The sequence below is a fragment of the Paenibacillus sp. 7523-1 genome, from assembly GCF_002276415.1.
In the GTDB taxonomy this organism is placed as follows: Bacteria; Bacillota; Bacilli; order Paenibacillales; family Paenibacillaceae; genus Paenibacillus; species Paenibacillus illinoisensis_A.
The window spans coordinates 1-21700 of the sequence record NZ_NPBR01000024.1 but is presented as its reverse complement, the minus strand read 5'-3'; the positions used below and the strand labels follow the sequence as shown (position 1 = coordinate 21700).

General features: G+C 38.0%; 16 protein-coding genes. All 16 read left to right on the top strand.

Going from position 1 to position 21700, the window contains the following annotated elements; all coding sequences use genetic code 11:
* Positions 1–57 precede the first annotated feature (57 nt).
* The 16 genes from CHH60_RS23695 to CHH60_RS23620 all read left to right on the top strand — a co-directional run bounded on the left by CHH60_RS23695 (position 58) and on the right by CHH60_RS23620 (position 21215).
* Positions 58–2481, top strand: a complete 2424-nt coding sequence (locus CHH60_RS23695) for a glycoside hydrolase family 3 N-terminal domain-containing protein (protein ID WP_095361459.1) — start codon at positions 58–60, stop codon at positions 2479–2481.
* A gap of 222 nt (positions 2482–2703) precedes the next feature.
* Entirely contained in the window at positions 2704–3465 is a 762-nt protein-coding gene (locus tag CHH60_RS23690) for an SDR family oxidoreductase (protein WP_255248067.1), read from the top strand.
* A 64-nt stretch (positions 3466–3529) separates the two neighbouring features.
* On the top strand, positions 3530–4774 hold the full coding sequence (locus tag CHH60_RS23685) for a cytochrome P450 (protein ID WP_095361457.1): 1245 nt from the start codon (positions 3530–3532) through the stop codon (positions 4772–4774).
* 52 nt (positions 4775–4826) lie between these two features.
* A complete protein-coding gene (locus CHH60_RS23680) occupies positions 4827–5816 on the top strand; it encodes an NAD(P)/FAD-dependent oxidoreductase (RefSeq protein WP_095361456.1) in 990 nt (329 codons plus the stop codon).
* A gap of 23 nt (positions 5817–5839) precedes the next feature.
* Positions 5840–6085: a ferredoxin gene (locus CHH60_RS23675; RefSeq protein WP_095361455.1), complete on the top strand. Its 246-nt coding sequence runs from the start codon at positions 5840–5842 to the stop codon at positions 6083–6085.
* Between the two features lie 306 nt (positions 6086–6391).
* The gene (locus tag CHH60_RS23670) at positions 6392–8848 is read left to right on the top strand and encodes a glycoside hydrolase family 2 TIM barrel-domain containing protein (RefSeq protein ID WP_095361454.1); all 2457 of its coding nucleotides are present in this window, start codon (positions 6392–6394) and stop codon (positions 8846–8848) included.
* 252 nt (positions 8849–9100) lie between these two features.
* Positions 9101–10426: an MFS transporter gene (locus tag CHH60_RS23665; RefSeq protein ID WP_095361453.1), complete on the top strand. Its 1326-nt coding sequence runs from the start codon at positions 9101–9103 to the stop codon at positions 10424–10426.
* Positions 10427–10628: 202 nt separating this feature from the next.
* Positions 10629–11309, top strand: a complete 681-nt coding sequence (locus tag CHH60_RS23660; protein ID WP_095361452.1) for a response regulator transcription factor — start codon at positions 10629–10631, stop codon at positions 11307–11309.
* Complete coding sequence (locus CHH60_RS23655; protein ID WP_095361451.1) at positions 11299–12354, top strand: sensor histidine kinase; 1056 nt, start codon at positions 11299–11301, stop codon at positions 12352–12354. The genes CHH60_RS23660 and CHH60_RS23655 overlap by 11 nt, the downstream gene beginning before the upstream one ends.
* A gap of 93 nt (positions 12355–12447) precedes the next feature.
* Entirely contained in the window at positions 12448–14205 is a 1758-nt protein-coding gene (locus CHH60_RS23650; RefSeq protein ID WP_095361450.1) for an ABC transporter ATP-binding protein, read from the top strand.
* A complete protein-coding gene (locus CHH60_RS23645; RefSeq protein ID WP_095361449.1) occupies positions 14206–15990 on the top strand; it encodes an ABC transporter ATP-binding protein in 1785 nt (594 codons plus the stop codon). It begins immediately after the preceding gene.
* A 101-nt stretch (positions 15991–16091) separates the two neighbouring features.
* On the top strand, positions 16092–16313 hold the full coding sequence (locus CHH60_RS23640) for a hypothetical protein (protein ID WP_095361448.1): 222 nt from the start codon (positions 16092–16094) through the stop codon (positions 16311–16313).
* 772 nt (positions 16314–17085) lie between these two features.
* The gene (locus tag CHH60_RS23635) at positions 17086–17550 is read left to right on the top strand and encodes a GDSL-type esterase/lipase family protein (RefSeq protein ID WP_095361447.1); all 465 of its coding nucleotides are present in this window, start codon (positions 17086–17088) and stop codon (positions 17548–17550) included.
* A 193-nt stretch (positions 17551–17743) separates the two neighbouring features.
* A complete protein-coding gene (locus CHH60_RS30400; RefSeq protein ID WP_369680203.1) occupies positions 17744–18079 on the top strand; it encodes a tyrosine-type recombinase/integrase in 336 nt (111 codons plus the stop codon).
* Positions 18080–19679: 1600 nt separating this feature from the next.
* Positions 19680–19862 (top strand): hypothetical protein, encoded by a 183-nt coding sequence (locus CHH60_RS23625; RefSeq protein ID WP_095361446.1) that lies wholly within the window; start codon positions 19680–19682, stop codon positions 19860–19862.
* Between the two features lie 135 nt (positions 19863–19997).
* A complete protein-coding gene (locus tag CHH60_RS23620; protein WP_095361445.1) occupies positions 19998–21215 on the top strand; it encodes a TraB/GumN family protein in 1218 nt (405 codons plus the stop codon).
* The last annotated feature ends 485 nt before the right edge of the window (positions 21216–21700 follow it).

Sequence of the window (21700 nt, the reverse complement as noted above, 5' to 3'; positions counted from 1 at the left end):
TTCTATAATATAAATGTTTATAAATACTATTTTATCACGAACAAAGCGGAGGGGAAAATGAGTAATTACAAGGATACTGAACTTACTGTTGAGGCACGTGTTGAAAATCTACTTTCAAAAATGACTTTAGAGCAAAAAATTGCACAACTTCAATGTACAATTGCAGCTGGATCCGAGCCAGTTCTCCCAATAACCTCTTTCCCAAATGGGATTGGAGAGGTTGCAGCATTTACTAAGGGTGTGAATGCGAAAGAAGTAGCAGAAGAAAATCAATCTATTATTAATGCTTTTATGGCAAATGATTTAGAGATCCCGCCAATCATTCATAATGAAGCGATTACGGGCTTGAGCGCACCGGATGCGACTATCTTCCCTTCAGCCATTGGACTGGGTGCTACTTTTAACCCCGAAACGGTGCAAAAAATGGCTGATATTATTCGTGAACAGATGATGGCGGTAGGGTACAGACAGGCGCTGTCTCCAGTCATGGACATATGTAGAGATCCAAGGTGGGGACGGATTGGAGAAACTTATGGTGAAGATCCAACGTTAGCTGCGGCAATGAGTGTTGCATTCACGAAAGGACTACAAAGTGATGATCTAAGAAACGGAGTTGCCGCTACGGGTAAACACTTCCTTGGATATGGCCTCTCTGAGGGTGGACTTAACATGACTACTAATCCTATCCCGGCAAGAGAATTACGCGAAGTTTATGCTAAGCCTTTTCAGGCAGCGATTAGTGAAGCCGGTCTTCAATCTATCATGAACTCTTATGGGGTAATTGATGGCGAAATGATTGTTGGTTCGGAGCATGTCCTAAACGATTTACTTCGAGATGAAATGGCCTTTGATGGCGTGGTCGTGTCGGATTATACATCCATTGAACATTTAGTGGATCGCTACCTAGAACCAAGCATGTCAAAAGCTGGAGTGACCGCGTTAAAAGCTGGCTTGGATGTGGAATGTCCTTACCCACAGGCTTATACGGTGAACAACTTAGTTGAAGCCATTGAGAGAGGAGAACTTGATGAAACTGTAATTGACAGGGCAGTTCGACGAGTATTATCAACGAAATTCAAGCTGGGACTATTTGAGGATCCACACCCGCGAGTTGAAAAGCAGGATTCTGCATATTATAACCCGGCTAACGAGCAACACAGCCTAAAAGCAGCTCTTGAATCGACTATTCTGCTTAAGAATGATGGACTTCTTCCATTATCTAAAGCAACCTCAAAAATTGCTGTCATCGGACCACATGGAAATAGTGTTAGATTGATGTTTGGCGGCTATACAAGGCCTGCTGGTTTAGAGATGATGATTTCTCGGTCGATGGGAGATATGGCTGGTCTAGCTCAAGATGCTGGGTTTGGAGATGAACTTTCAAATTTTGATGGTCCGGAAGATAACTTTGTACCGGCTGACCCATTCCCTGGTAGTAGTGTTCTTCGCGAGCATCCAGATGCAATGGAGGCAATTCAAGCACTATATGGTTCAGTCACACCAACTATTCTAGCCGCAATTCAGGAGAAGTGCCCAGAAGCAGAGGTGATTTATGCTAAAGGTTGCGACATTGCGGGCAATGATCGCAGCATGTTTGAGGAGGCCATTGATATTGCAAAAGAAGCAGATGTTGTAATTTTAACACTTGGCGGTAAATATGGTTGGGGTGGAAGCTGTACCATTGGCGAAGGGATAGACAGTGACGACATCGGATTGACGGGTATCCAGGAAGAACTGGCAAAAGAAGTTGTTGCTACCGGTACACCTGCCGTAATGGTTCATATGGATGCTCGACCATTAAGTAGCGAGTTTATTGCGGAAAACTTCTCCGCAGTTATTGAATATTGGTTCCCAGGCACGACAGGTGGGAGCGCTTTAGCTAATATCCTCTTTGGTGAATATAATCCTGCAGGAAGACTGCCTGTTACAGCGGCTCGTCATACTGGGCAAATTCCGGTATTTTCCGGACAATACCAAGGTAACGGTTACCAAAATACAAAGATTATCCTTAACAAATATGTGGATAGCACAAAAGAACCTCTTTTTCACTTTGGACACGGGCTTAGTTATACAAAATTTGAATACAGTGACATTCAGATTGATAGTGAAACAACTTCCGACGGTACTGTTACAGTGAGTTGTAAACTTAAAAATGTAGGAGAAATGAACGGAGAAGAAGTTGTCCAGGTTTATGTTACGGATGAACTGGCTTCAATGATTCGACCTGCAAAAGAACTTGCTGGATTTGCTCGAGTATTTCTAGCAGCGGGTCAAGAAAAGACAGTTCAGTTTGAAATGAGAGCAGATCAGTTTGCATTTTTGAGCAAGGAAATGGAATGGATTGTAGAAGAAGGGGATATGACCGTAAGGTTAGGTAGTTCTTCAGCTGATTTAAGGTTGGAAGGGAAATTCCGAATAACTAATACAGCAAGAATAGTTGGACACAAACGTGGCTTCTTTGCCAAATCAATTACTTTTTAATAGATATAAATTTTGTTCACTACTACATTTAAGCTATCGAGTCACATACTACTTTAATGAGGGTATCTACCCGATAGCTTGGATTCTTCTCAGTATATACCAAGTTAAGGAGGCTGAAATTACGTTCACAACTGAAATAAAAAACTATTTGAAAAGAAGGTTAGTTTAAGAATTTTTAAGTTGATGCGTAGACACTTAGAGAATGTTAAGGAGGTAATGATTTTGAGAAAACTATCAGGAAAAGTAGCAGTTGTTACTGGAGCAGCATCGGGTATGGGCAAGTCAATTGCTAAACTATTTGCTGCAGAAGGATCAAATGTTATTGTTTCAGACATAAACCTAGATGATGCAGCTAAAGTAGTTCATGAGATCACCGAAAAAGGTGGTTGCGCTATTGCCCATTCAGCTAATGTTGCCGTTGAGCAGGACGTAGATAGATTAATAGAAGATGCAATAAAACATTTTGGAACAGTAGATATCCTGATCAATAATGCTGGAATCATGGATAATTTTGAACCTGTGGAAGATGTAAGCGATGAGTTATGGGATAAGGTTCTCGCAGTTAATACAACAGGATGTATGAGAACCATTCGAAAAGTAATACCTATATTCACGGAGAAAAAAGCAGGTGTAATCGTTAATATTGCTTCGGTCGGGGGGCTAGCTGGTTCTCGTGCAGGTGTGGCCTACACAGCATCGAAGCATGCTCTAATCGGAATTACGAAGAATGTAGGTTTTCAATACGCCAAATTGGGCATTCGATGCAATGCAGTAGCACCAGGTGGAGTAAACACGAATATAGGTACATCTCTGACAAATCCTAATTCATTTGGTGCTGAAAATGTGATGGCCGGATCTGGAATTGGTATACGGTTAGGTGAACCAGAAGAGGTTGCTAAAATTGCATTGTTTTTAGCATCAGATGAATCCAGCTTTGTTAATGGCACAGTAATTACAGCCGACGCTGGAAATTTAGCCTATTAATGTTCTGGAAATTTAAATATATTCTTTTTTCATTTTGTAAATAAAATTATGGAGGTGCAAGGATATGAACGTTGAAGTTGTCTCCGCTGCGGCGATTCCGAATTTTAAAACAAAATCTGAGGAATTCTTCCCTATTCAATGGTACAGAAATATGCTTGAAGAAAACCCCGTTTTCTATCACGAGGAAACGAATAGCTGGAATGTTTTTGGATATAATCATGTGAAAAAAGTATTGAGTGATCACAAATTATTTTCTTCTGGTGGCAATAGAACGATTGTTCAAGTAGGTGCGAATAATAAAGAAGGCTCTGTACCGAAAAAACTCAGGTTTTTAGATATGGATCCACCACAACATCAAAAGTATCGTTCCCTTGTTTCGGCAGCATTTACACCACGTAGTCTAACTAGTTGGGAACCTCGTATACAACAAGTAATAACTGAATTAGTCAATAAGATTGAAGATAAAGCTACAAATCACTCAATGATTGATATTGTAGAATCTTATGCAGGTCCTTTACCTTCCATGGTAATGGCCGACATTATGGGAGTACCTGTAGAGGACAGTCATCTTTTTAAAAATTGGGTAGACATTCTATTTCAGCCATTCAACAAAGAAAATGAAGAAGAAGTTCAGATCCAGAAGCAAAACGCTGCCAAAGAATATTATCAACACATCTACCCCATTGTTGAACGTAAAAGACTAAACCCAGGAGATGACATTATTTCTGATTTGATATCTGCAGAAGTAGAAAATGAAAAATTTACTGACGATGAAGTCGTTAGAACAACAATGCAGTTGTTAGGGGCTGGAATTGAAACAACAAGTCATCTAATATCAAGTGCTTTCTACTCCATGTTATACGAAGATACTTCCATATACCAACAACTTAAGCAAGATCCAGAATTGGTAGATAACATGGTAGAGGAAATGTTGCGTTATCGCTTTCATATCTCCAAGAGACATCGGAACGTTAAGGAAGATAACGATGTACTGGGGGTGAAAATGAAGAAAGGCGATCTCGTCATTGCATGGATGAGTGCTGCTAACGTAGATGGAGAAGTCTTTGAAAATTCTTATAAACTAGATATTACTCGTAAGAACAATAAAAAGAATCTGACTTTTGGAATCGGCCCACATTTTTGCTTAGGAGCACCTTTAGCAAGAATGGAAGCAAAAATTGCCTTTTCCACTTTCATTGAACGTTTTTCAGAAATACGCCAAGAGCCATCATTTACTTTAGAGGAAAATTTAGCGCCATCTGCTCCGGGACAAAGCCTCATTCGTCTGCCACTGCACGTTATTCGTTAAATAGAATGATGAAAAGGAGGGTAGGGTAGCTTGTCTAGACAAGGAGGAAATCATGAAAGAATGGACTGATTTATTGATAATAGGGGGCGGCCCCGTAGGTTTGTTCGGATGTTTCTATAGTGGAATGCGTAATGCTAGTGTAAAGATCATAGACAGTATGCCTCAATTAGGGGGCCAACTTTCTGCACTTTATCCTGAGAAATATATTTATGATATTGCTGGATTTCCTAAGGTTACTGCTCAGGAATTAATTAATCGCTTAACTGAACAAACTAAGCAGTTCCCAAATGAAGTTATTCTAAATCAGCAAGTCCTTAACATAGTTAAACTAGATGAACAGTGGTTTAAAGTAATTACAGACAAAGGACAACATTATTGCAAGTCGGTCATCTTAGCAGCTGGGGCAGGGGCTTTTCAGCCAAAACGATTGGATTTACCGAATTCAGATCAATACGAAAACACTAACCTTCATTATTCTGTGCTTGAAATGGAACGTTTTAAAGATAAAAATATACTGATTAGTGGGGGGGGCGATTCTGCAGTCGATTGGGCTTTAATGTTAGAAGGCGTTGCGAAGAGTATAACTTTAGTTCACCGTAGAGATAAATTTCGTGCACACGAGCACAGTGTTAAGCAACTATATAATTCATCTGTTCAAGTACAGACTCCATGGGAAATCTATTCTCTTGAAGGAAACGAACGTATTAACGATGTTAGACTTAAACACGTTAATACGTCAGAAATAAAACAACTTTCTGTTGATGAAGTTATTATAAATTACGGTTTCATATCTTCTCTGGGCCCGATTCAAAAATGGGGACTAGATATAGAAAAAAATTCCATATTGGTAAACAGTAATATGGAGACAAGCTTGCCAGGGGTATATGCAGCTGGTGATATTGCTCGGTACAAGGGAAAGGTGAAACTGATTACTGTAGGTTTTGGAGAGGTTGCTACAGCAGTCAATAATGCAATGACATATATTGATCCTCTTGCTAAACTCTCTCCAGGACACAGTAGCCATATGAAATTACTCAAATAGTATATATTTATTAGGAGGAGTCTATGACCAAATACACATATGTAGATAAAGAAACCTGCATCGCCTGCGGTGCTTGTGGGGCTTCAGCTCCTGATATTTTTGATTACGATGATGAGGGATTTTCTGAGGTAAGTTATAAGAACGATCGTAATCAAGGAATTACCCCTATCCAAGATGAAGATCTCATAGACGACCTTATCGAAGCTGCAGATAGTTGTCCTACTGAGTCCATAAAAATACAAGAAGCTCCATTCAATACGAATGAATGATTTTTGTTAGTACTCACGCTACCCGTTTTTAGGGCCACTTGGGTGCAAGGGCTAGCTAAAAGCCTTGATATGGAGTTTTCTCCATATCAAGGCTTTTTAGCACTAACAATTCTCATATCTAACTATGATGTATCATTCACTTTAATCGTTATAAAGAAAATTGAACATAAATGAGAGTGCGATTGGTGATTTTTGAGAAGTAAATGAGAAACAACAGTGATATAAATAAAGTGTAGATGAGAAATAAATTGAAACCGTATACAAAACACTCTGCAACTTCAAGAGAACTATACCGGAGGGATCTGCATGCTTAAAGAAAGTTTTAATAAAGGATGGACATTGGGTAAACAGATAAGCAAACTGGAAGCTGTATTTACGGGAAACAATGACAAACCGAAAGAAGTTTTTTTGCCTCATGATGCAATGATTCTAACCGAACGGACTGAGGATAGCCCGCTTGGGCCTGGTGGTGGATATTTTCAAGGTGGGACATACCAATATGTGAAAAAATTCGTAGTACCTCAAGAAGATCAGGGTAAAGTTTTATTCCTGGAATTCGAGGGAGTATATATGAACGCTTACGTTTATATTAATGGAAGTTTAGCTTGTAAGTATTTTTACGGTTACTCAAATTTTTATGTTCAGATCAATGATTTTGTTCGTTATGGCAAAGAGAATGAGCTGAAAGTCATTGTACAAAATAGTTCACAACCCAATGCACGTTGGTACTCAGGATCCGGCATATATAGAAATGTAAACTTTATGAAAGCAGAGCCAATATACATTGTTCCAGACGGTGTCCAGATAACAACGATAGATGCAGATTCGGAACTTGCTGTTCTTAAAATTGATATGGAAATAAAGAATGAAAATATGGGTCTTCATACTGGTTATGTTTCAACTAAAATCAGGGATGCAGAAGGGCGAATTGTGAGTGAACATTCTACAAAGTTTAGTATTAAGACGGGTGAACAGATCACAGCTAGACAGAGAATTACATTACAATATCCTCAATTGTGGGACATCGATAATCCATATTTATATACGTGCGAAACAGTGATACAAATCAACAATAAAGTGTTGGATACAGATATTAGTACCTTTGGTATCCGTAAGCTACAACTCGACAGTGTGAATGGATTGCGGATCAACGGAAAGACAGTGAAACTAAAGGGCGGTTGTATTCATCATGATAATGGTGTCATTGGGGCAGCCACATTTGAGGTTGCTGAGGAGAGACGGATTAGAAAATTAAAAGAAGCAGGCTACAATGCTATACGTTCTGCACATAATCCAATTAGCCGAGCGCTCCTTGATGCCTGTGATCGATATGGAATACTAGTTATGGACGAACTAGCAGATGCCTGGACACATGCCAAGCAGGCATTTGATTATGCGGCTATTTTTACTACCACATGGGAAAAAGATGTTGAACACATGATTCGTAAAAACTACAACCATCCATGTGTCATTATGTACTCAATAGGTAATGAGCTTCTTGAAAACGGTACGCCTCATGGAAATAGTTTGGGACGAAAAATTGTTAGTAAGATTCGTTCTCTAGACGATACACGGTACATCACTAATGCTGTGAATTTATTAATGCCAGCCTTAGATCAATTAGAGGATCTTGCTGATGATCTCGGTATGGATAATTTGGAAGCAATGGCGAGCGGCGAAATTAATGAAGTTATGAACGCAATTGGCCCAATGATGAATGAACTTACAGAGTCAAGCGTGATTCAAGAGTTAGTCGAAGAAGCTTTTGGGTTGTTGGATATTGATGGATATAATTATTCACCAGATAAATATGTTATTGAACATCAGAAATCTCCTCATAAAACATTTGTAGGAACTGAGACAAACCCTCCACAATTAGATAAAAACTGGGAGATCGTTACGAACAATAGCTATGTATTAGGTGATTTCGCCTGGACAGCTTGGGATTATCTTGGTGAAGTTGGAATTGGAAGATACGGATATGAGGAAGAGCCGCGTCTCTCGGTATATGCACCATTTCCATATATTACAGCGCAAACGGGAGATTTCGATATAACAGGACACAGATTACCAATTTCTTATTGGAGAGAAATCGTGTGGGGGGGACGCAATCATATTCCCTATATCGCAGTACAGAAACCAGATCGTTATGGACAAAAGGTAACATATAGCCAGTGGAGCTGGACAGAATCTATTAGTAGTTGGACGCACCCAGGTTATGAAGGTAAAGGTGTTGTAGTAGAAGTGTATTCAGATGCAGAAGAAGTAGATTTAATAATAAACGGGAAATCAAGAGGTAAGAAAAATGTTGGGACTGCATCCAAGAAGTTTTATTGCGAATGGGATACGGTGTATGAACCAGGAATGATAGAGGCGGTTGCATATATAAAAGGTAAGGAAGTAGGACGATTTAGCCTCAGCTCTGCTGCTACTCCAAAATTGAAGGTAACAAAAGAATGCGAAAGCCTTCGTGCAGGTTCGAATGATCTTTGTTATATCAATATTGAGTTGGTGGATGAGAATGGAATATTGAATACAGCAGAAGACAGGAAAGTAACAATAAGTATTGAGGGGCCTGCAAGTATTATGGGCAGTGGAACTGGAAGATCTAAGACAACAGCAAACTTTTTTGATCTTTCACATGAGACTTACTATGGAAGAATGCTTACCGTAATTCGTGGAACTGAGGAAACAGGAGTTGCACAATTAACGGTTTCTTCAGAAGGATTAGAAACAATCAAAGTAGACATCCCCATCATTTAAGGACAGTTAAGTTGCTCTTTTAAATTATAGAGAAATATCTTCCATAACAAGATGTTTTTTTTAAAAAATATGATTGTCACCCAGTTAATTAGAAGTGTTAAGTCTGCTTAGCTGGGATTATACAAATTTTATTCCCATCTACAATAGATGGGTTTTTTTAAAAAGTCGATCTCATGTAAGCGCTTAAAAGTACCACGCTATCTCAATATATTACGTTTCTATCGTATTAGGTAGCAAATAAGGAGGATAAAAATGAGTGCGGATACAGTAAACTCCTCAACGATAAAAAATACAGCTACTCCAATGAAGAGACTAGTTCCTGCTTTGATCATAGGTGATCTTGGGGTATATATTGCCTTGTTGACACTCGGCTCAATCTTATTAACATTAAGAGTGAAGGAGATTGATCCTCAGAATGCTATTAATTCTTACGGTCTAATTGCTGGAATTGGATCATTAACAGCGATCTTCGCGATGCCAATTGGAGGCTATATAAGTGATCGCATCCGTTTAAAATTCGGCAAAAGAAAAACAATTATTGTGATTGGGGTTTTAATGGGCATAGTAGCACTTATGGGTATTGCTCTTTCAACCAACTTGTTAATGTTGAGTTTTTTCAATTGCGTGGTGTGCATTGGTTTAAACATGACTCAGGCTGGATATTCGGCGTTATTAGTAGACCAGGTTCCAGAAGCAAAACGTGGCTCAATCTCAGGTATACTAGGGGTATTGGGTATGTTAGGCATGCTGATAGGACTGACTCTCATGGCCGTAATGACGAACTCGTCGAACATAGAAAAATATGGTTCCCTGAGTGTTATTCTGATTATTGGAACAATTATTGCATGTATACTGATCAAAGATACACCGGCTGAACGAAGAAATCTAATCAAGTCGAACGAGGGAAAGGTTCAAATAGCTAAAGTTATTTCAGGTATCTATCCTAGTCCTCGCAAGTATCCAGTATTCACTTGGGCAATGTTAACAAGGCTTTTTTTATCAATAGCAGCAATGAGCACGACATATAACGCTATGATGTTTATTGAGCGTTTTGGATATTCACCCGAAGATACCACACAATTGACTGCAATTGTATCTTTTGCAGGTATTCCTGCGATGATGGTTGCTTGTATTGTTGGAGGAATCCTTTCTGACAAGTTAAGAAGACAAAAAGTGTTTATCATCCTATCGTCAATTATTGCTGGCTCGGCTCTTGTCATATTTGCTTTTGCACCTGGTTTTGCTACTGTATTAGTAGCCAATATAATTTTACAATTTGGTTATGGACTTTATGTAGGCGTAGATCTTGCGATGGTAGCACGAATCCTGCCGAGGAAAGAAGACGCAGCTAAGGATATGGGAATAATGAACATAGCACGTACAATTCCACAAACAATTGTACCCTTAATTGTACCAGTGCTTTTAGGGATAGGAAGTTGGTCTTTTATTTATTGCGTCTTAGCAGTATGTGGATTAATTGCAGCCTTTACTTGTATGCCTATTCCCGATTTGTCACGTGAGAAAAATGAAGAAAAAGGTAATGGTAATACTCATACAAATGATTTAGAAGTTATCTAAATAACATTAGAACTTTGAAATGATTTTTATGAATCTACAATTAGTTTGTAATACCATTTAGTTTTAATTGACTACGGTTGCAACTGTTTCTCAGGCAAGCTATGGGAAGCAGTTGCTTCGTTTTTTTGTATTTTGGTACGGTAAGAAGATAACTAACTTTAATTCAAGATGAATTGAGTTAAGATTTTGGAGTGATATGAAGATGAATAGCATTCTTGTTGTAGAGGACGAGAAACATGTAAGGAAACTTTTAGACACTGTTTTAACAAGAGAAGGTTACAATGTATATCAAGCTGAAGATGGGGTAGAAGCTCTTGAAATTCTTAAAGTACAATTTATTGATCTAATTATTTTAGATATTATGATGCCAAACATGGACGGATTTGAATTTGTTAAGGAACTTAGAGATGTAAATATAATGACACCTATCCTTATGGCAACAGCCAAACATCTTCCTGAAGAGAAAAAAAGAGGATTTCGTCTTGGAATAGATGATTATATGACTAAACCCCTAGATACTGAAGAGATGCTCCTTCGAATGCGTGCGATTCTAAGACGTGCTCATATTGCCGATGCTCGTAAGATAGTCCTAGGTAGAGTGAATTTGGACTATGACACACTGACAGTAACCCGCGATCTGGATAAACAGACACTACCCCAAAAAGAGTTTTACTTGCTTTATAAGCTTCTTTCATACCCTGAACGTATATTTACTCGTATTCAACTAATGGATGAGATATGGGGTATGGAAAGTGAAACTTCAGATACGACAGTGAATGTTCATATTAATCGTTTAAGGAAACGCTTTGAATCATACCCGGAATTTGAAATTGTTTCTGTTAGAGGACTGGGGTATAAGGTGGTTAAAACAAATGAAGTCTAGAAGAGTCAAACTGAATTTTTCCATCTATGCCTCGATAACATTATTTATCATTTTTATTATCACTGTGACGATTACCGGGCTGTTTTTGTATTTAGCTTATTTGCTGGAACTATTCAGTGAGAAGATACTACAAAATCAAACAGTCCTTATCTTGATAACTCTCTTTTCATGCACGATTATTGGAACGATCATTTCAATTTTCACCAGCAGATGGTTGACTAAAATTATTAATAAATTTGTACTAGTAACTAATCATCTTGCTAACGGTGATTTTTCAAAACGTATTCATTTGAAAAACCCACCAGAATTAAAAACGCTTTCCGATAACTTTAATCGAATGGCAGAAGAGTTAGAGAGTATTGAAATCTTACGAAGTGACTTTATTAACAATTTCTCTCACGAGTTCAAAACTCCAATTGTCTCTATTAAAGGATTCGCAGAGGTATTGAAGTACGATGATCTTACTATAGAGGAAAGGAACCAATATTTAGATATCATTATAAAAGAATCTTCTCGACTATCTAGTCTAGCTTTCAACGTTCTTCATCTTTCCAAAATTGAATCACAAATGATTTTGGCGGAAACTCAAGTTTATAATGTAGGAGAACAAATCCGTCAATGCATCCTTCTAATGCACTCTGAAATTGAGAACAAGAAAATCAGCTTGGATCTTGATATTAAAGATGAGCATATCTCTGGTAACAAAGAAATGTTAAATCAAGTTTGGCTAAATATACTTGATAATGCGATTAAGTTTACTCCGCCGGGAGGGACAATTGAAATTTCATTGAAAAAACAAGGGAGTAGTAACATTTTTTGCTTCAAGGACAGTGGTTGTGGTATCCCTCAAGAAGATATTCCTAAAGTATTTGATAAATTCTATCAGCAAGATATTTCTCACACAACAGTAGGAAACGGACTCGGTCTTACAATTGTAAGAAAGATTCTTGATCTCCATAAAGGTGAGATTAATTGCTATAGTAAGGCGACGGAAGGTACAGTCTTTATCATTTCGTTACCTTCTACTTTTTCTAAAAAACCTTAATTAAGCCTAGGGGCTTAATTAAGGTTTTTTGTTAATGTTCAGTTAATTTTTCTCTTTTAATATAGGCGTACAAACAATTAAAGGAGCAGTCTCATGCTGAAAATACTTAAGAATTTTAATCAAAAAGACAGATATTTACTTGCTTTAAGTCTGATCTTTATAGTGATACAAGTATGGCTTGATCTTAAAATACCAGATTTCATGGGTGACATTACTTACCTTATACAATCCCCTACGAGTGAAATGAACGATATTTTGCTTGTCGGAAGCTGGATGCTTCTCTGTGCACTAGCCAGTTTTAGTACTTCTGTATTTGTAGCGGGAATAGCTGCTAGAATTGCGGCAAATTTCTCTTTTGATGTACGTTCCAAATTATTCAATAAAATTCAATCTTTTTCCCTGGAGGAAATCAACAGCTTTTCAAAGCCCAGTCTCATCACACGTTCAACTAACGACGTAATACAGATCCAAATGCTTATCGTGATTGGACTTCAACTTTTAATTAAAGCACCAATTTTAGCTGTTTGGGCCTTAATGAAAATTATGGATAAGGATTGGCATTGGTCACTTACTACTGGTCTTGCTATTGGGCTCCTAATTCTAATAGTTGGAATTTGTATTGTTCTTGTATTACCGAAGTTTCAAAAGCTTCAGCGATTAATGGATAACTTGAATCGAGTAACACGTGAGAATCTTACTGGTCTACGTGTCGTGCGTGCGTATAACGCCGAACCATATCAAGAATCCAAGTTTAATAACGCAAATGATGAATTCACAAGCACTAACTTGTTTGCGAATAATGTGCTCGCTACCCTTATGCCTACTATAACGCTGATTATGAGCGGATTAAGCTTAGCAATTTACTGGATTGGCGCATTCATTATTCAATATGCTGATTCAGGGGTCAAGATGACGTTATTTTCAGATATGATTGTCTTTTCTTCTTACGCAATACAAGTTGTAATGGCTTTTATGATGCTTATCATGATCTTCATTATGATACCACGTGCTCAAGTATCAGCTAATAGAATTAACGAAGTGCTGGAAACAGTACCTCAACTCAAGGATGGGTCTCAAACGAAATGGCCTTCAGAAAGATCGGGAGAGATTGAGTTTAAAAACGTCAGTTTCACATATCCCGATGCAGAAGAACGTGTATTGCAAGATATAAGTTTCACTGCGAAAAAAGGAGAAACGATTGCCATAATTGGATCTATAGGCTCAGGAAAAAGCACATTGGTAAATCTAATCCCTCGTTTTTATGATGTCACATCTGGAGAAGTACTAATGAACGGTATAAATGTAAAAGAGTACGACTTACGCGTGCTTCGAAACAACTTGGGATATGTCTCTCAAAACGCTGTGTTATTTGGTGGAACTATCACATCCAATATAGCTTTTGGTAGCAACGGTAAAGGGGACATTTTGGTTTCGGACGTTGTTGATTCCGTATACACAGCACAAGCTGCAGACTTCGTGGAGAGTATGAACAATAACTATGAGGCAGATATATCGCAAGGTGGGACTAACTTATCCGGCGGTCAAAAACAGAGGATTTCAATCGCAAGGGCTATAGCCCGGCGTCCTGAAGTGCTTATTTTTGATGATTCCTTTTCCGCACTTGATTACAAAACAGATCGCAATTTGCGAAACGCACTGAAAAAGGATTCTAAGGAAATGACAAAAATTATAGTTGCCCAGCGAATTTCTACTATTAAGGAAGCAGATCAAATTATCGTTCTTGATGCTGGACGAATGGCTGGTTTAGGAACTCATGATGATTTGTTGAAGACATGTGATGTGTACCAAGAAATTGCCTATTCACAACTATCTAAGGAGGAGATTACATAAATGGTAGATGACAAAAACTCAAAAAAATTGAAAATACCAGACACACAAAACACGTGGACAAGATTGCTGATTTATTGTCGATCATTCATTCCTATGATCTTGCTTGCATTGATAAGTGCTGCCGCTGGTACACTACTAACTTTATTGGGTCCTGGAAGAATTTCTGAAATGACGGATAAGATAGCACAAGGCATCCTTAACAACATTGACCTTGATAGCATTGTGAAAATTGGCTTATTTCTAATTTCCATTTACGTCATAAGTTACGCTTTATCACTCGGGCAAGGTTTAATTATGTCGGTTGTTACACAAAAAGTATCCAAAAATTTAAGAAAAGATCTTTCAAGAAAAATAAATAAACTTCCATTGTCCTACTATAACAAATCAACAACAGGTGATATTTTGTCTCGGGTCACAAATGATATAGATACGCTTGGGCAAGCAATGAATCAAAGCATAGGTTCTTTGGTAACCGCAGTAGCTTTTTTTGTGGGTTCCTTGATGATGATGTTTAAAACAAATGGAATTATGACGCTTTCAGCGATTCTTGCAACTATTTTAGGACTTGTTTTAATCAAACAAATCATAAAAAAATCACAAAAATACTTTCAGGAGCAACAAGAGTATTTAGGCAGAATAAATGGCCATGTGGAGGAGATATATTCTGGTCATACTGTTGTGAAAGCTTATAACGGAGAAGATCAAACAAGGAAAGTGTTTGACTTATACAATGAAATGCTGAAAGAAAGTGGATACAAGGCGCAGTTTCTTTCAGGGCTTATGATGCCACTGATGACTTTTATAGGGAATTTAGGATATGTCGTTGTCTGTATTGTTGGTGCAGTTCTAGTAGTTAATGGCTCCATTTCGATTGGAGTTATTGTAGCTTTTATGCTGTATATTCGTTACTTCACTCAACCTCTGTCTCAAATAGCGCAGGCTGCACAAAGTTTGCAATCCGCAAGTGCAGCAGCCAAACGTGTATTTGAATTGTTGGACGAAAATGAAATGGAAGAGGAGCATAACAAAGAAACCATCCTAGAGACTGCAGAGGGTAAAGTCACCTTTGACCATGTTCAATTTGGATACGAAAGTTCAAGTAAACCCATAATTAAAGATTTTTCTACCGAAGTAAAGCCTGGTCAAAAAATTGCTATCGTTGGTCCAACGGGGGCAGGTAAAACAACCTTAGTCAATTTACTTATGAAGTTCAATGAGTTAAACAGCGGAGAGATTTATATCGATGACGTTCCGATTAGCAGTTTAACTAGAGATAATGTTCATGACTTGTTTTGTATGGTCCTCCAAGAAACTTGGATTTTCGAAGGAACTATTAAGGAAAATCTAGTTTATAATCAGCAAAATATTACAGATCAAGACATCGAGGAAGTTTGCAGAGCAGTTGGACTTCATAATTTTATTCAATCCCTTTACTTAGGTTACGACACGATCTTAAATGACAAAATCAAATTGTCGGTTGGTCAAAAACAACAAGTTACCATTGCGCGGGCCATGCTGAAAAAAGCTCCAATGCTTATTCTTGATGAAGCAACAAGCTCTGTTGACACACGGACTGAACTTTTAATTCAGGAAGCTATGGATAATCTGATGGAGGAACGAACGTCCTTTGTTATTGCTCATAGACTTTCAACCATACGGAATGCTGATGTCATTCTTGTACTCAAAGACGGGGACATATTAGAAAAAGGGAGTCATACGGAGTTGTTGGCAAAGAACGGATTCTATGCAGACTTGTATAACAGTCAGTTTAAAGAAGTTTCATGATTCTTACAAAAAAACAGCATATTCTGCTTCTTATACACTATCAGAGCAATTTTAAATCGGGGCTCAATTATTTTACTCTTTAATCATTTGGAGGCACAGATATGCAGAAACCATTAGTAGGAAGTATTGTGCGTTACCACAGCTATAGCTCATGGGACGCTGAAGGAAACAGACAAACCTTTGCTGCGATTATTATGGAAGTTATAGACAGGGAAACAGTACACTTATGCGTTCTCGAGCCAACAGGGCAGGCCTTTTACTTAAATGTCATGAATGGGGATGCTGGTGGTCAATGGAACTGGCCAATATCATCACCAGAGTAAGTAATTTTTTCCGAGACGAATGAGTTCTTTTAAGTAGATAGATCTAAGATATATAGCATATTGTTCTCCTGAACTTAATTTACAAGGATAGCTATTTCTTTATTTACTATGGTTAAGTACGCTGAAGGATAACTTTGAATGCAACTTATTTTACCAAGGTAGATCAGTTGGTATAGATACATGTCAACTGTTCACTAATACAAATTAATTTTTTAAATTTACGAGCACCAAGTTACCTTTCGGAATGGAGGTCTTCTTTGAAATTTTTAAAAATATTGTCTTTTATACTTCTAGCAATTACTGTCATTATTTTTATTACAGTTAGTTTTCAATCTGGAATACTGCTTCATTATGAAAAGATGTTCAATAAGAATTGAGCTGGAGGTGTACATGAAGAGAGAGAAGGTATACGCCATTCGTGCACCTCTTTTGAAGTTATGAAATCACTAGAGACATGGGTGATAAATAGACATAATAATGCAGGAAGAGTTTGAAGGAGAAAAGTATAATGCAACTAGAAATAGCTATTCTATTTGTGATTGATGAGAGACAAAATTGAGGAATTATAGGAGTATTCGTGGTACTTTTTGAGAAGAATTATTAAATGTAACTATGTTTTAAATAATTAAAACCTATTTTTATTATCGTAATAAGTTTATATTTTACTTGGTTAAGTTAGAAGGCTATGTAATGGCTGCTCTAGAGTAGCGGATTCATAATTGATAGGCTCCATCTCAAATTAAGCATGATTAGGACGGATGGTGGTATGTGAATGCAGGCCTTTGGGCAATTTCCTAAAGAAGTGCAAACCTTGTTATTTGAAATGGGAAAGCAGTCAGCAGATAATAATAGGAAAAAAAGAGTAGCAACTTTTAAAGGGGTGAATCGACTTGCAAAAAAAGAGGGCATTGTTTTTATCGGAGATTCCATAATGGAAGGGTTTCCGCTTTACGAAATGTATTATGGCATCAAACCTATCTACAATCGAGGGATAGCAGGCGACATGAATCAAGGATTACTTCAGAATCTTCAGGATATCGTTTACGACTTGGAACCTTCACGGGTCATACTCTTAATTGGTATTAATGATTTACTTGAAAACAAGGTGAGAATTGTTAACCGGATCGAAGCAATATGTAAAGAAATAAAGAAAAAGTTACCGGATACTGAAATCCTTGTTCAATCAATCTACCCGGTCAATAACAGAAGTAATCATAAAGCCAGTCATATATGGTAGGATACCGTAACAATGAAGACATACGCACAGATAACTTTAAATCTCCTGAAGGAACTTAGCAAAGCAAACGAATCGTCTAAAACTAAGCAGCTTAGTAGGGTACCGTATCCTTTTTGTACATTCCTTATTTCGTTTTGCATATGAAGAAACCTATCTATCTAGCAATCCTTCTATCAAACTGCGTGAGCCAAAAATGGAGAAGCGGGTACCTAAGTTTTTGATGGAAGAAGATGTGATTCATTTAAAGATCTCTTGTCAGACCTTACGGGAAAGAGGTCTTCTTGAATTTCTATATTGTACAGGATGTCGTATAGGTGAGGTGGAGAAGTTAAACATTGAGGACTTGAACTGGGAAAACTGCTCGGCTATTGTAAACGGCAAGGGGGCAAAGCAAAGGGAGGTTTACTTCACGACGGAGTGCAAAGTATGGTTGAAGAAGTATTTAGACAGTCGCGAAGACTCGTGTAAAGCCTTATTTGTAACAGATACCAATCCAGTGAAACGTATGGCAATACCGACACTGAGATAGGCATTAAAGCGACTAGCATCGCGCGGGGCGGTTGCTGCAAATGTGTATCCTCACCGTTTTCGTCATACCTATGCATGTCAGTTGCTCGATAATGGTGCACCAATAGTTTTATCCAAGGTATGTTAGGACATGAAAAAGCATCGACCACACAAATCTATGCTCAACTACGCGGTGAACGACGTAGAGAACTATACTGGCGATTTTTTTAGATTGTAAGCCAATAAATCCAACTCAATAGGACGGTTTTTATTTATTCTTAGTCTTACTGATATGAATAAAATTCAATTTTCTCATTTATTTATATAAAAATGGGACTGAATGATGAATATATTATGATTTAGTGGAAATAATTTATTGTATGGGGCCATACGATGGGGAAGGTATTATGGTAAAAACAATTTTTAATGTTTTTGTATTAATGATGATGATATCTGGAATGACACAGCCTATAAATTTATTGTTGATCAACACGATGGTCTGTCTCATCAGATAACTTCAGTATTATAACCTAAAACGGATAAAATGAATTCAATTAGTAATCTTCGTACTAATAGCAGTAATAGTGCAAGATTCGGATCTAAGTTTACATTTAGATCCAGATACTTTCAGATTTAAAGGTAGGATATAACAGGGAATGGAACTTTTCGATGGGCGGAAAAGTAGACAGTTTTCAAAGAATCTGAAATAGCTCGCCAATTAAATCAAGTCAATGACAAGACTAAACAATTTATGATTCCTATGTTTGGATCAGTATATCTCAGAGTTGAGAACGAAGCGGAATAAGGCTAGAGAATAACTTTAAGATTACTAATATTGGTGCGGATATTGGGTCCCGATCTGTGAGGGGACAAGAATGTGCTCCTATTGAAGATCGCCATTTTAGCGGCGTTTTTATATTCGTTGTTTTCGTGCAGAGAATTCACAGTGTAATTCCTTCGTATAAGTTTAAATAAATGAAAAGGATCTACTAAAGAGTATTCTGTCATATTAGAAAACTACTTTTTAAATAGGTAATAGAAGTAAGCAATATTTCATGAATTGCCTTTCTAATAGATCCTAGCAGTATAGAAGGATTGCACTTTATTTTGAAGAGATCGAATGTTAACAATTACATAATGTGTTTCTAGAGGTTTTTACGGATAGTAGAATTGCATGTTCAAATTAGTTTTTCTTGAATAAGATTTACTCGATCATACTATGAGAATCAAAATTCTCAGTATTATAACGCAATAAGAGAGACAGTTATTGAAATAAACAGTTAAAGTTAAAGTTAAAACAATAGCAAAAGACCGCTTCTTAGAGTTAAAAGAGAGCGGTTTTTTGCTATTGATGCCCTAGGATTATCCGTGTTAGTTCGTCACCAATTTCATGCATAAATATACAAATGGGGATTTGCTGTTTTTCTCAGTATTTGTGAAAAAGAAGGATATTTTATAACGTTAGCGTAAAACTCCTCTCAGTAAATATGAAAAAATGTCTTGATTTACTTGCCCTTATCAATCGTTTCTCTCACTAATTATGACACCACACACTACTATACTACTACTGCTTTAGAAAAGAAATGGTCCAACTTAATAATAAATCACTGGAGGCGTTGAGCATGATTAAAAGCATAGATTCAAAATCATTCATGATGTTAAGTGTTGGTGCAGCCGTACTTTTGCTAGGATCGCTAGTAAGTGCAGAAGGATCTTCCATAAAGGATGCTGTGCAGGGGTTTCTGATGGGTGCTGGAGCTGTTATTGCTGTTGCAGGGCTGTGGATGGCTGGAAGTAAGAAGTAACTATCAAAAGGGAGAAGGGGGCCATCTCAGGAAAAAGGCGGAACCCTTCTCAGTCTATTATCGTAAAAATGATGGATGTTCATTCTTTGAACGAATAGATTCACCCTACTTTATATCTAAAGGAGAATACATAATATGAAAAACTGGAAACGCATGCTCTTGTCTCTCACCATCTCGGTTGGTTTGCTCGCTTCAGCGGTACCGGCTATGGCTGCGCCTCAAGAGACTTCCATTAAAGTCAATGACCAGACAGTAGAGTACACTGTAGGGGCGCCAATGAATAACAAGGGAACAACATTGGTTCCGCTTCGCTCCACGCTTGAAGCAATGGACGTGAAGCTGACGACTGCGACAGATGATACAATTACGGCTGTGGTGGACGGCAAAACGATTACACTCAAAAGCAAGCTTACACGCATTAATGGCGTAACCTATGCACCGATTCGTATTGTTGGGGACGCTGCAGGTTATGAAGTAAACTGGGATGCGAAGACACGTACCGTTTTGCTTGTCTCCAAGGGAGCGGAAACAGCTGCACAAACAGGTGGCCGCGGCTTCATGTGGGAAGTGGAGAGCAACGGAAACACGGTATATCTGGTAGGCTCCATGCATATTGCTGATGATAGTTTCTACCCATTGCGCGAGGAATTTGAAGAAGCTTTTGCTGAAGCGGATTACCTGGGTGTTGAGATCGACATCAGTAAAGCGGCTGATGAGGCACAACAGAAGTTGATACTGGATCTGGGATCTTACCAGGATGGAAGTACGCTGAAGGACCATGTCTCAAGCGAGACTTATAGCAAGTTGGGGGATATCCTGAAGAAAAACGGACTGGAGCCTAATGCGCTGGACGCATTCAAGCCTTGGGTTGCAGAGAGTACGCTTGCTAGCCTGAAGTCTACGACGGCTGGATATGAAGCATCGGCGGGCGTGGATTTGTATTTCATTCAAAAGGCTATTGAAAGCAAACTGCCTATTATCGAGCTAGAATCGTACGAGTCCCAACTGGGCATGTTTAACGACTTCTCCAAAGAGCTGCAAGAGGAAACATTGAAAGCAACATTAGACAACTTCGATGTTCTTGATGATAGTGTGAACCAAATGGCTGAGATGTGGAAAACGGGTAATGATGAGCAGTTGCTTGATCTGACCAATAACTTCTCTGATAACGAGGAGTACAACAAAGCAATGCTGATCGACCGTAACATCGGCATGGCCGACAAAATTGATGGATACCTGAAGAGTGATAAGAAAGAGGAGTACTTTATCGTTGTAGGTGCTGCCCACTACCTAGGTGAGCACGGCATCGTCAAGCTGCTTGAAGACAAGGGTTATACTGTAGAACGTAAATAACATTATATCATTATAAGATACAACCCTCTCACTTCTGAGTAGAAGCGGAGGGTTGTTATCTTTATATAGAAGAAAGACAAGATATATGGAGGGCTGATACATGCTCGTGTCCCAAGTTATTAAAAAAATGTGGAACTTTGAATAACAACAGGATATCTAATATACAAATTATTTTTATAAAAAGACTTTACAAGATGTTTTGATATATGATATATTAATTTTCCGGCCAAGAAAACACGAGAAACACGGTGCGGTAAGCAAACTGAAAAGCTTCGAAAGAAACTTAAAAAAATGCTTGCTAAATTGGTTCGGACGTGATAATATATAAGAGTTGCTGAAGAGAACAACACTCGGATGCAAACAAGTTTGATCTTTGAAAACTGAACAACGAGTGAGTAACGATCTTACTTTGTAAGATCGATGCTGAAAAATCGGTACAAGTCATCTGACTGTATGATTTTGAAGCGAAAATGAGATTTTTAATC